Here is a 12,134-nt window from a genome sequence, read left to right on the forward strand (position 1 = left end):
ATGTCTTCTGCAGCCCAACCCGACGTCCCCATCTGGTCGACGGTTCTGGACCGCCTCGCTGAGGACGAGCGGGTCACCCCGCAGCTGCACGGCTTCCTCAGCCTCGTCGTCCCCGCCGGGGTGATGAGCGGCGTGCTGTACCTCGACGTGCCGAACGACCTGACCGCCGCGCAGATCAACAAGCGCCTCCGCATCCCGATCATGGAGGCGCTGTCCAACGCCGGCGACGAGGTGACCTCGTACCGGACCGTCGTCAACCACGAGCTCGCCGACCAGCCCACCGCTCCCATCTCCGTCCCCGACTTCGCCTCTCCGGAGCCGGCGAGGCACGAGTCCCCGATAGAGCAGCCCACGCCGATCCGTCACGAGTCGCGGCTGAACCCGAAGTACACCTTCGACAACTTCGTCATCGGCCAGTCCAACCGCTTCGCTCACGCCGCGGCCGTCGCCGTGGCCGAGGCGCCGGCCAAGGCGTACAACCCGCTGTTCATCTACGGCGACTCCGGCCTCGGCAAGACGCACCTGCTGCACGCCATCGGCGACTACGCGCAGTCGCTGTACGCGGGCGTCAAGGTGCGCTACGTCTCCAGCGAGGAGTTCACGAACGACTTCATCAACTCGATCGCCAACAACCGCGGCGCCGTGTTCCAGGCCCGCTACCGCGACGTCGACATCCTGCTGATCGACGACATCCAGTTCCTGCAGGGCCGGGCGGAGACGCAGGAGGCGTTCTTCCACACCTTCAACCAGCTGCACGACCACAACAAGCAGGTCGTGATCACCAGCGACGTCGCGCCCAAGCACCTCACCGGCTTCGAGGACCGGATGCGCAGCCGCTTCGAATGGGGTCTCATCACCGACGTGCAGGCGCCCGACCTGGAGACGCGCATCGCGATCCTCCGCAAGAAGGCGCAGAGCGAGGCCCTGCACATCCCCGACGAGGTGCTCGAGTACATCGCGACGGTCGTGTCGTCCAACATCCGCGAGCTCGAGGGCGCCCTCATCCGCGTCTCGGCGTTCGCGAGCCTGAACCGCTCGTCGCTGGACATCTCCCTGGCCCAGACGGTGCTGCGCGACATCATCGACACGGCCGAGGACAACATCATCTCGCCGACGGACATCATCACGGCCACCGCGCAGTACTTCAAGCTCACGGTCGACGACCTGTACGGCTCCAGCCGCTCGCAGCAGATCGCCACGGCCCGGCAGATCGCGATGTACCTGTGCCGTGAGCGCACGAACCTGTCCCTTCCGAAGATCGGTCAGCTGTTCGGCAACCGCGATCACACCACGGTGATGTACGCGTACAAGAAGATCAGCGAGCTCATGAAGGAGCGCCGCTCGATCTACAACCAGGTGACCGAGATCACCACCCAGCTCGGCCGCCGCTGACGCGGGAGCGCGCCTCCGCCCACAGGGGTTGTGGATAACGTGTGGAGAATCGCTCCCGCGCCCCCGCTCGATCACCGGTGTCTGTGGATAACTCGACCGGCGACGTGATCGGGACACAGCCCGGAAACCCGCGGATTCCTCAGGGATTCCACATCTCACACGCGTGTAGTTTCCTACTCGCGACTGATATCCACCGACTTATCCACACAATCCACAGCTGTTAACACCGTTAAGAGATCTCTCCCTGGTGAAGGGCTCTCCGATGACCAGAGACATGTGGATGCCGGGTCGGAGCGGAGACGGATGCGGGTCCGATGCAGGTCGGATGCGGTGTAGCGGGCGCTCCGCGTCGTACGACTAGCATGGGATGGTCTGCAGTGGGTCCACTGCGCTGCAACGACAACGAGGGAGCGCCCGTGAGGTTCCAGGTCAACCGCGATGTGTTCAGCGAAGCCGTGTCCTTCGTCGTCAAGCTGTTGCCTCAGCGCAACCCGCAGCCCATCCTCGCCGGCGTGCTCATCGAGGCATCCGCCGAGGGACTGACGCTCTCGGCGTTCGACTACGAGGCATCCGCGCGCACCACCATCGAGGCCTCGGTCGAGGAGCCTGGCACGATCCTGGTGCACGGGCGCCTGCTCTCCGACATCGCCAGCCGGCTCCCGAACGCCCCCATCGAGGTCGCGGTCGAGGAGGACGGCGGCATCGCGGTCACGTGCGGATCCGCGCGGTTCACGCTGGCGGCCATGCCGGTCGAGGAATATCCCTCGATCCCCGAGGTCTCCGGCTCCACCGGCGTCGTCCCCGCCGAGGATTTCGGCACCGCGATCGCCCAGGTCGCCTTCGCGGCCTCCCGCGACGACGTCACCCCCGTGCTCACCGGTGTGCAGCTCGAGGTCTCCGGCACCAGCCTGAGCCTCGTCGCCACCGACCGATACCGCGTCTCGCTGCGCGACGTGCCGTGGGATGGCGAGGGCGCGGAGCAGACCGCGCTCGTGCCGGCGCGCACCCTCACCGAGGTCGGCAAGACCTTCGCGCACGCCGGCAACATCGAGGTCGCCTTCTCCGGTGCCGGCGACCGCGAGATCATCGCGTTCACCGCCGGCAACAAGACCGTCACCTCTCTGCTGATCAAGGGGAACTTCCCGCCCGTGCGGCGCCTGTTCCCCGAGCAGACAGACCACTACGCGGTGATCAACACCGCCGACCTCATCGAGGCCGTCCGGCGCGTCTCCCTCGTGCTCGACCGCTCCGCTCCGCTGAAGTTCACCTTCAGCACCGACACCGTGACCATGGACGCCTCGGGCAGCGAGCAGGCCCGGGCATCCGAGTCCGTCGACGCGCACCTCACCGGCGGCGACGAGGTCACCCTCGGCCTGAACCCGCAGTACCTGCTCGAGGCGCTCAGCGCCGTGAAGAGCGAGTTCGTCCGCGTGACCTTCACGTCCTCGGAGAACGCCAACAAGCTCAGCCCGATCCTGGTGACGAGCCAGACCTCGGTGGACCAGGCCGGCTCCGACTCGTTCAAGTACCTCCTGCAGCCGAACCTGCTGCTGCGCTGACCCGAACCGCGCTTCGTCTCGCTCCGCCTGCGGCGGTGCTCCTCAACGGCCGCCGCCGGCCGGAGCGTCCGAGCCCGAAGGTAGGCTGATGCGGTGATTGTGGAGCACCTGAACCTGGTCGACTTCCGCAATTATGCGACCGCCGATCTCCGCCTGCATCCGGGCCCCAACGTGCTCGTCGGCCGCAACGGCCAGGGCAAGACGAACCTCGCCGAGGCGGTCGTCTTCCTCGCGACGCTCGCGTCGCACCGGGTGTCGTCGGATGCCCCGATGGTGCGCGACGGGCAGGAGTTCGCCGTCATCCGCGCCCGGCTCGCGCACGCCCAGCGCACCGTGCTCGTCGAGGTGCAGCTGAACCGGCAGGGCTCGAACAAGGCGCGCATCAACGGTTCGCCGGCGAAGACGAACGAGCTCCCCCGCTACGCCCACGTCGTGCTGTTCGCCCCCGAGGATCTGCAGATCGTGCGCGGCGACCCGTCCGCGCGGCGCCGGTTCGCCGATCAGCTGCTCATCCAGCGCACCCCGCGTATGGCCGCAGTGCTCGCCGACTACGACCGGGTGCTGCGCCAGCGCACCGCTCTGCTCAAGTCCGCGCGCGCCCGCGGCATCCGCGGCGACGCGCTCACCACCCTCGACGTGTGGGACGACAAGCTGATCGCGCTCGGCTCCGAGATCATCCACGCGCGGCTCCGCCTCGCCGAGGATCTGCAGCAGCCGCTGACGGATGCCTACACCGCGATCGCCGGCGCGGATCACCGTCCCGAGCTGGACTGGGCGCTGTCCGTCCGCGGCGGCGACCCCGAGGAGGACGCGCCGGCCGAATCCCCGGACGTCCGCGGCGACATCGAGGAGCTGTTCCGCGGCGCCCTGCGCACCAAGCGCGACACCGAGCTCGACCGCGGTCTCACCCTGGTCGGCCCGCACCGCGACGACCTCGTGCTCCGCGTCCGCGACCTGCCGGTGAAGGGCTACGCCTCGCACGGGGAGTCGTGGTCGGTCGCGCTCGCGCTGCGCCTGGCATCCGCCGAGCTGCTGCGGGCCGAGTCGCCGGCCGGCGACCCGGTGCTGATCCTCGACGACGTCTTCGCCGAGCTGGACGCCGACCGTCGGCGCCGGCTCGCCTCCCTCACCTCCGGGTACGAGCAGGTGATCGTGACCGCCGCGGTCGAGGAGGACATCCCCGACGCGCTGCACCGCCACGTGGTGCGGATCCACGCCGGGACGATCACGGATGAGCGCGAGGACGCGGGATGACCGAGCCGGAGACCCCCGAGACCGTCGCCACCTACCTGCGCCTGCGCGGGCTGAAGCCGAGCGCGAAGAACTGGAAGCGCAAGCGGCGCATCACCGACGACGACGAGAACGCGCCGTTCACCCCCGGCCGAGACCCGGGCCGGCTCGGCGACATCCTCGACTCCTTCACCAAGGAGTCCGGATGGGAGAAGACCCTCGCCGCCGAGGATCTGGTGCGGCAGTGGGCCGAACTCGCCGGCGCCGACACCGCGAAGCACTCCGAGCCGGTGTCGCTCGAGCGCGGCATCCTCACCGTGAAGTGCGATTCGACGGCGTGGGCGAAGAACCTGCAGTTCATGCGGGCGGTGATCCTCACCGAGATCGGCAGGCGGTATCCGGATGCCGGCGTGGAGAACCTTCGGTTCATCGGACCGGATGTCCCGTCCTGGAAGTGGGGACCGCGAGTCGTCCCCGGACGGGGTCCACGGGACACCTACGGGTAGGGCACCACGAAGGCACCCTGACGCGCTCAGAACGCCACACAAGGCGTTTGGCACGGCATCCGACCCCCGCGACCCACTAGAATGGACGGGCACCCCACGATCTGGAGAACGCCTTCTGATGACGCCTGAAACCCCCGCTGACGACAACGGATCGACGACCGGGGGCACCCCCGACCCTTCGACGGACTCAGGCTCCGGGGCAACGGGCTCCGGGGCGACGGGCTCCGAGGCTTCGGGCTCGGAGGCGAACGGCGCGGAGGCGAACGCGAAGCGCGTGCCCGGCGAGTACGGCGCCGACGCGATCCAGATCCTGGAGGGCCTCGAGGCCGTCCGCAAGCGCCCGGGCATGTACATCGGCTCGACCGGCCCGCGCGGCCTGCACCACCTGGTGTACGAGATCGTCGACAACTCCGTCGACGAGGCGCTGGCCGGCTACTGCGACACCATCGAGGTCACGATCCTCGAGGACGGCGGCATCCGCGTCGTCGACAACGGTCGCGGCATCCCGGTCGACCCGCACTCCTCCGACCCGACCAAGTCCACGGTCGAGGTGGTCCTCACGATCCTGCATGCCGGCGGCAAGTTCGGCGGCGGCGGATACGCGGTCTCGGGCGGTCTGCACGGCGTCGGCTCCTCCGTGGTGAACGCGCTCTCCACCCGGTTCGAGGTCGAGATCAAGCGCCAGGGTCACGTCTGGCGGCACAGCTTCGCGAACGGCGGCGTGCCGCAGCAGTCTCTCGAGAAGGGGGAGGAGACCGACGAGACCGGCACCACGATCACGTTCTGGCCGGACCCGGCGATCTTCACCGAGACCGTCGACTTCGACTACGACACGCTGCGCACCCGCTTCCAGCAGATGGCGTTCCTGAACAAGGGGCTGCGGATCACGCTGCGCGACGAGCGTCCGGACTCCGCGTACGAGGTGGAGGAGGAGGGCACTGTCGTCCTCAAGCAGCCGGACGACGACTTCCTCTACGAGCGCGGCCTCGTCGACTACGTCGAGTACCTGAACCGGGTGCGTCATGCCGAGGTGGTCAACGACGAGGTCATCGCCTTCGAGTCGGAGGACACCGACCGGCGCATCTCGCTCGAGATCGCGATGCAGTGGACCACGGGCTACACCGAGAACGTGTTCACCTATGCGAACACGATCAACACGCACGAGGGCGGAACGCACGAGGAGGGCTTCCGCGCGGCGCTGACCAGCCTGGTCAACCGGTACGCCCGCGCGAACAACATCCTCAAGGAGAAGGAGGACAACCTCTCCGGCGAGGATGTGCGCGAGGGTCTCACCGCGGTCATCTCGATCAAGCTCGGCGAACCGCAGTTCGAAGGCCAGACCAAGACCAAGCTGGGCAACACCGAGGCGCGCGCGTTCGTGCAGAAGGTCGTGAACGACCAGCTCGGCGACTGGTTCGAACGCAACCCGAACCAGGCGAAGAACGTCATCCGCAAGGCGATCGACGCGGCCACCGCCCGCATCGCGGCCCGCAAGGCGCGCGAGACCGCCCGCCGCAAGAGCGTCTTCGAGTCGGCCGCGATGCCCGACAAGCTCAAGGACTGCACCAGCAAGGACCCGTCGATCAGCGAGATCTTCCTGGTCGAGGGCGACTCGGCCGGCGGCTCGGCGGTGCAGGGCCGCGACCCGCACACCCAGGCGATCCTGGCGCTGCGCGGCAAGATCCTGAACGTCGAGCGCGCGCGCCTCGACAAGGCCCTCGGCAACAAGGAGGTCCAGGCGATGATCCAGGCCTTCGGCACGGGCATCGGCGAGGACTTCGACATCGAGAAGGCCCGCTACCACAAGATCGTGCTGATGGCGGATGCCGACGTCGACGGTCAGCACATCACGACGCTGCTGCTCACGCTGCTGTTCCGCTACATGCGCGGGCTCATCGAGGCCGGTTTCGTCTACCTCGCGATGCCGCCGCTGTACCGGCTGAAGTGGACGAACGCGCCGCACGAGTACGTGTACTCGGATGCCGAGCGCGATGCGCTGCTGCGCGACGGCCTGGCGAACGGCAAGCGGATCCCGAAGGATGCCGGCATCCAGCGCTACAAGGGTCTCGGCGAGATGAACGCCAAGGAGCTGTGGGAGACCACCATGGACCACACCACCCGCACGCTCCGCCAGGTGACCATCGACGACGCCGCGGCCGCGGACGAGATCTTCAGCGTGCTGATGGGCGAGGACGTCGAATCCCGCCGCACCTTCATCCAGCGCAACGCCAAGGACGTCCGCTTCCTCGACATCTGACAACCCCTACACACAAACACCACCGCTGCTCGTGAGCAGTGCCATTTGAACAGAACAGAGGGCGAAGGGATCTTCGCGGAGTGAGCATCGGGGTGGCGCGTCAGCGCCGGGGCCCCCGCTCTGCGAACGAAGCGAAGATCCTGCAGCCCGCGAGCAGCAGGCGATTCGTCCCGCTCCGCTCGCTCAACGACCGGATACGGACACATGACTGACGAAGAACGCCCCGACCCGAACGCCGCACACGAGCACGGCCGGATCGACCAGGTCGACCTGCAGGCGGAGATGCAGCGGTCGTACCTCGACTACGCCATGGCCGTCATCGTCGGCCGCGCCCTGCCCGACGTCCGCGACGGGCTGAAGCCGGTGCACCGCCGCGTCATCTACGGCATGTACGACGGCGGCTTCCGCCCCGACAAGTCGTTCTCGAAGTGCGCCCGCGTGGTCGGCGAGGTGATGGGTCAGTACCACCCGCACGGCGACTCGGCGATCTACGACGCCCTGGTCCGCCTCGTCCAGCCGTGGTCGATGCGCTACCCGCTGGCCCTCGGCCAGGGCAACTTCGGCTCCCCCGGCAACATGGGCGCCGCCGCCCCCCGGTACACCGAGACCAAGATGGCTCCGCTCGCGCTGGAGATGGTGCGCGACATCGAAGAGGAGACCGTCGACTTCTCCGACAACTACGACGGGCAGACCAAGGAGCCGGACGTCCTGCCGTCCCGCTTCCCGAACCTCCTCGTCAACGGGTCGGTGGGCATCGCCGTCGGCATGGCCACGAACATCCCGCCGCACAACCTGCGCGAGGTGGCGGATGCCGCGCTGTGGGCGCTGGAGCACCCCGACCTCCCGCGCGAGGAGCTGCTGGAGGGCCTGATCCAGCGCATCCCCGGTCCCGACTTCCCCACCGGCGCGCAGATCCTGGGCACCAAGGGCATCCACGAGGCCTACCGCACCGGCCGCGGCTCCATCACGATGCGCGCGGTCGTCGAGGTGGAGGAGATCCAGGGCCGCACCTGCCTTGTCATCACCGAGCTGCCGTACCAGGTGAACCCGGACAACCTCGCCGTGAAGATCGGCGAGCTGGCCCGCGACGGCAAGATCACCGGCATCGCCGACATCCGCGACGAGTCCTCCGATCGCACCGGCCAGCGCCTCGTCGTCGTCCTGAAGCGGGACGCGGTCGCGAAGGTCGTGCTGAACAACCTGTACAAGCACACCCAGCTGCAGGAGAACTTCGGCGCCAACATGCTGGCGATCGTCGACGGCGTGCCGCGCACGCTCGCTCTCGACGGCTTCATCATGCACTGGCTGGAGCACCAGCTCGACGTCATCGTGCGCCGAACCCGGTTCCGGCTGCGCAAGGCCGAGGAGCGGATGCACATCCTGCGCGGCTACCTGAAGGCGCTCGACGCCCTCGACGAGGTGATCGCGCTGATCCGCCGCTCCCCCACGGTCGACGACGCGCGCGAGGGACTGAAGAAGCTCCTCGACATCGACAATCTGCAGGCCGACGCGATCCTGCAGATGCAGCTGCGCCGCCTCGCGGCCCTCGAGCGGCAGAAGATCATCGACGAGGCCACCGAGCTCGAGGCGCAGATCGCCGAGTACAACGCGATCATCGCGGACCCGGCCCGTCAGCGCGCCATCATCCGCGAGGAGCTCACCGAGATCGTCGACCGCTTCGGCGACGAGCGCCGCACGCACATCCTGCACGGCTTCGACGGCGACATGTCGATGGAGGACCTCATCCCCGAGGAGGAGATGGTGGTCACCGTCACCCGCGAGGGGTACATCAAGCGCACCCGCAGCGACAACTACCGCTCCCAGCACCGCGGCGGCAAGGGCATCAAGGGCGCCCAGCTGCGCGCCGACGACATCGTCGAGCACTTCTTCGTCACCACCACCCACCACTGGCTGCTGTTCTTCACCGACAAGGGCCGGGTGTACCGCGCCAAGGCGTACGAGGTGCCCGAGGCCGGCCGCGACGCGAAGGGCACGCACGTGGCGAACCTGCTCGCGCTGCAGCCCGACGAGAAGATCGCGCAGATCCTCGACATCCCGGACTACAAGGCGGCCGAGTACCTCGTGCTCGCCACCCGCGGGGGACTGGTCAAGAAGACGCGCCTGGGCGACTACGACACCAACCGCCAGGGCGGCGTCATCGCCATCCGTCTGCGCGAGGGCGACGAGCTCGTCAGCGCGCTGCTGGTCGACAAGACCGACGACATCCTGCTCATCTCGCGCAACGGCATGTCGCTGCGCTTCAACGCCACCGACGAGGCGCTGCGCCCGATGGGCCGCGCCACCGAGGGCGTGAAGGGGATGAGCTTCCGCGGCGACGACACCCTGCTCTCGGCATCCGTCGCCACCGAGGACGGATACGTGTTCGTCGTCACCGACGGCGGCTACGCGAAGCGCACGGCGGTGTCGGAGTACCGGGTCCAGGGACGCGGCGGACTGGGCATCAAGGTCGCCAAACTCAACGACGATCGCGGGGTGCTCGCGGGCGGTCTCATCGTCTCCGAGGACGACGAGGTCTTGGTGGTTCTGTCCAGCGGCAAGGTGGTACGCTCTGCCGTGGCCGAGGTGCCCGCCAAGGGCCGCGACACCATGGGTGTCGTCTTCGCCCGGACCACAGCGGACGACAGGATTCTCGCGATCGCGCGGAACACCGAGCGCGGCCTCGGAGAGGACGAGGCGGAATCCGGCCCCGAGACCTCCGAGACCACCCCGACCCCTGAGGAAACAGACGCATGAGCACGGTAGCCGACAAGCTGGCGAAGAAGTCCACGCGCAAGACCACCGGCAAGCAGGTGCGCCTCCGCCTGGTCTACGTCGACTTCTGGTCGGCTGTGAAGCTGTCGTTCCTCGGCGCCGTCGCGCTGGCGATCGTCACCATGGTCTCCTTCTTCCTCATCTATCTCGTGCTGCAGGCGACGAGCGTGCTGGCCCAGGCCAGCGAGTTCCTGAGCACCATGACCGGGGGGGAGATCGAGCTCACGTCGCTGATCGGGCTGCCGCGGGTGATGGCGTTCGCGGCGGTCGTCTCCATTCTGAACCTCATCGTGTTCACGGTCCTGGGCGCTGTCGCAGCCGGCATCTACAACCTCGCGGTCAAGGTCACGGGCGGGCTGCTCGTGGGCTTCATGTCGAACTGACTTCTGCCTTTCGCTGACCCCGGGGGGTCGGGGCGGACGCCTTCCCTCCGCTCGCAGGTTCCGGGGGGTCGGGGCGGACGCCTTCCCTCCGCTCGCAGAGTGGGGCCCTCCGCCGCTTCGGGTAGGGGAAACCCGAGGGGGAGTGTGGGGGTAGGGCGGTGTCGCGGGGAGGACGGGCGGTCGTAGCGTGGGGGCATGACCACGAATCCGACGCCGTTGATGCCGCCCCCCGCAGGGGAAGCACCGCCGTCGCCCGTCCCCGCGGAAGGGCGTGAGGGCGGGAAGGCGCGGCTGCGCATCCTGCTGACGATCCTCGAGCTCGCCGCGCTCGGCGTCATCGGCTCCGCTCTGCTGGCGGCGTTCACCGCGATCCTCGGCCTCGGCCTGGGGCTGATCCTCGCCGCCGGCATCGGCATCATCCTGCTCGTCGGCCTGGTGTACGGCCTGTTCGGCCTGGCCTGGTTCGAGGTCGCCCGCGGTCGCCGCGCTCCCCGACACGAACGGGCTCGACGAGGCGGTCGCCTCCCAGTCCCCCGATCTGTGCATCCTGGACGTCCGGCTGCCGCCGACGTTCACCGACGAGGGCATCCGTGCCGCCCTGGCACTGCGCACCGCGCACCCGGGGCTGCCGCTGCTCGTGCTGTCGCAGTACGTCGAGGAACGGTATGCGGCCGACCTCATCTCCGCGCAGGCCGGGCCGCTCGGCTACCTGCTCAAGGACCGCGTCGCCGACGTCGCCGAGTTCGTGGAGTCCGTCGAACGCATCCGCGCCGGCGCCACCGTGCTCGACCCCGAAGTCGTCGCCCAGCTGCTCGCGCGGCGCAACCGCGACGAGCGGATGCTGCGCCTCACCGAGCGGGAGCGCTCCGTGCTCGCCCTGATCGCCGAGGGCAAGTCCAACAGCGCCATCGCCGGCCTGCTGTTCCTCAGCGAGGCCAGCGTCGAGAAGCACATCACCTCCATCTTCCAGAAGCTCGGGCTCGAACCCGAGGACGGCAACCGGCGGGTGCTCGCGGCGCTCGCCCACATCGAGAACAGCGGCAGCGCCGCACCGACCACTCCAGGAGGCACGCGATGAACGCGACCGGAACCACCAGAGCCGGGCTCACCACGATCACGGTCCTCACCGCCGTCGTGGGCGGGGCGGTGCTCACGACCACCGGTGCCTCGGCGGCCGTGACCGCCGGGTTCCAGCTGAGCAGCACCGACCAGACGCGCGCCGTGGACGTCGACGGCGTGGAGGCGATCGACGTCGAGGTCGGCGGCGCCGACCTGACCGTGCGCTTCGGCGACGGAGATCAGGCGCGGCTCGAAGTGAGCGGACCGGATGCCCGGGGCTGGTCGCTCCGCGCCGACGGCGGCGAACTCGTCGTGCACGGGCCCGACCGCGGCTGGAGCTGGTTCGGTCCGGACTGGCTGCGCGGTGGCACCACCGCCACCCTGACGCTGCCCGCCGAGCTGGCCGGCGCGGATCTCGGCCTCGACCTGCAGGCGGGGCGGATCGATGCGGAGGGCGAGTTCGGCGTCGTCCGCATCGACGTCGGCGCCGGGTCGCTGAACCTGGAGGGCGCCGCGACCGCGCTCGACGCCGAGGTCAACGCCGGCCGCGCGGACATCAGCCTCGCCGGCGTCCGCGAGGCGGACTACCGGGTCTCCGCCGGCCGCCTGCGCGCCGAGCTCACCTCGGCGCCGGATGCCGTCACCGCCGAGGTCTCCGCCGGGTCCCTCGATCTCACCGTGCCCGACGAGGAGTACGACGTGCGTCTGGAGCGCACCGCCGGGTCGATCGACAGCGAGCTTCGCTCGTCCCCGGACGCCCGACGGACCATCACCGCGACCGTCGCGGCGGGCAGCATCGACCTGCACCGGGAGGACTGAACGCCCCGATTCGGATTTTTCGTCGGCATCCGGTAATCTCTTGGAGGTTGACGGGGCTATAGCTCAGGCGGTTAGAGCGCTTCACTGATAATGAAGAGGTCCCAGGTTCAAGTCCTGGTAGCCCCACTCCGTTCGCGGAAACCCGCGGTCCCGCGCC

8 protein-coding genes, 1 tRNA gene and 1 pseudogene are annotated in these 12,134 nt (G+C 68.8%); all 10 read left to right on the forward strand.

The window, feature by feature from the left end:
- Nucleotides 1-1,392, forward strand: a complete 1,392-nt coding sequence (gene dnaA, locus JSY13_RS00005) for a chromosomal replication initiator protein DnaA (protein WP_259606987.1) — start codon at nucleotides 1-3, stop codon at nucleotides 1,390-1,392.
- A 416-nt stretch (nucleotides 1,393-1,808) separates the two neighbouring features.
- Nucleotides 1,809-2,951: a DNA polymerase III subunit beta gene (gene dnaN, locus JSY13_RS00010; protein ID WP_259606988.1), complete on the forward strand. Its 1,143-nt coding sequence runs from the start codon at nucleotides 1,809-1,811 to the stop codon at nucleotides 2,949-2,951.
- 93 nt (nucleotides 2,952-3,044) lie between these two features.
- On the forward strand, nucleotides 3,045-4,205 hold the full coding sequence (recF, locus tag JSY13_RS00015) for a DNA replication/repair protein RecF (protein WP_259606989.1): 1,161 nt from the start codon (nucleotides 3,045-3,047) through the stop codon (nucleotides 4,203-4,205).
- Nucleotides 4,202-4,687, forward strand: coding sequence for a DciA family protein (locus JSY13_RS00020; protein ID WP_259606990.1), 486 nt, complete (start codon nucleotides 4,202-4,204; stop codon nucleotides 4,685-4,687). The genes recF and JSY13_RS00020 overlap by 4 nt, the downstream gene beginning before the upstream one ends.
- A 118-nt stretch (nucleotides 4,688-4,805) precedes the next feature.
- Nucleotides 4,806-6,944: a DNA topoisomerase (ATP-hydrolyzing) subunit B gene (gene gyrB, locus JSY13_RS00025; RefSeq protein WP_259606991.1), complete on the forward strand. Its 2,139-nt coding sequence runs from the start codon at nucleotides 4,806-4,808 to the stop codon at nucleotides 6,942-6,944.
- Between the two features lie 204 nt (nucleotides 6,945-7,148).
- Nucleotides 7,149-9,698 carry a DNA gyrase subunit A gene (gene gyrA, locus JSY13_RS00030; RefSeq protein WP_259606993.1) on the forward strand — a complete coding sequence of 850 codons (2,550 nt, stop codon included), beginning with the start codon at nucleotides 7,149-7,151 and terminating at the stop codon, nucleotides 9,696-9,698.
- Nucleotides 9,695-10,099, forward strand: a complete 405-nt coding sequence (locus JSY13_RS00035; RefSeq protein ID WP_259606994.1) for a DUF3566 domain-containing protein — start codon at nucleotides 9,695-9,697, stop codon at nucleotides 10,097-10,099. Before gyrA ends, JSY13_RS00035 begins: the two co-directional genes overlap by 4 nt.
- A gap of 478 nt (nucleotides 10,100-10,577) precedes the next feature.
- Nucleotides 10,578-11,177, forward strand: a pseudogene (locus JSY13_RS00040) (LuxR C-terminal-related transcriptional regulator); the annotation flags it as partial.
- The gene (locus JSY13_RS00045) at nucleotides 11,174-11,977 is read left to right on the forward strand and encodes a DUF4097 domain-containing protein (protein ID WP_259606995.1); all 804 of its coding nucleotides are present in this window, start codon (nucleotides 11,174-11,176) and stop codon (nucleotides 11,975-11,977) included. The pseudogene JSY13_RS00040 and the gene JSY13_RS00045, both read left to right, overlap by 4 nt.
- Before the next feature lie 52 nt (nucleotides 11,978-12,029).
- A tRNA-Ile gene (locus tag JSY13_RS00050) sits at nucleotides 12,030-12,103 on the forward strand.
- The last annotated feature ends 31 nt before the right edge of the window (nucleotides 12,104-12,134 follow it).

The sequence above is a fragment of the Microbacterium neungamense genome (assembly GCF_024971095.1).
In the GTDB taxonomy this organism is placed as follows: Bacteria; Actinomycetota; Actinomycetes; order Actinomycetales; family Microbacteriaceae; genus Microbacterium; species Microbacterium neungamense.

Coding starts and splice junctions, on each gene's coding strand:
- JSY13_RS00020 (WP_259606990.1), top strand. CDS start 4,202: ATGACCGAGCCGGAGACCCCCGAGACCGTCGCCACCTACCTGCGCCTG.
- JSY13_RS00035 (WP_259606994.1), top strand. CDS start 9,695: ATGAGCACGGTAGCCGACAAGCTGGCGAAGAAGTCCACGCGCAAGACC.
- gyrB (WP_259606991.1), top strand. CDS start 4,806: ATGACGCCTGAAACCCCCGCTGACGACAACGGATCGACGACCGGGGGC.
- JSY13_RS00045 (WP_259606995.1), top strand. CDS start 11,174: ATGAACGCGACCGGAACCACCAGAGCCGGGCTCACCACGATCACGGTC.
- gyrA (WP_259606993.1), top strand. CDS start 7,149: ATGACTGACGAAGAACGCCCCGACCCGAACGCCGCACACGAGCACGGC.
- dnaA (WP_259606987.1), top strand. CDS start 1: ATGTCTTCTGCAGCCCAACCCGACGTCCCCATCTGGTCGACGGTTCTG.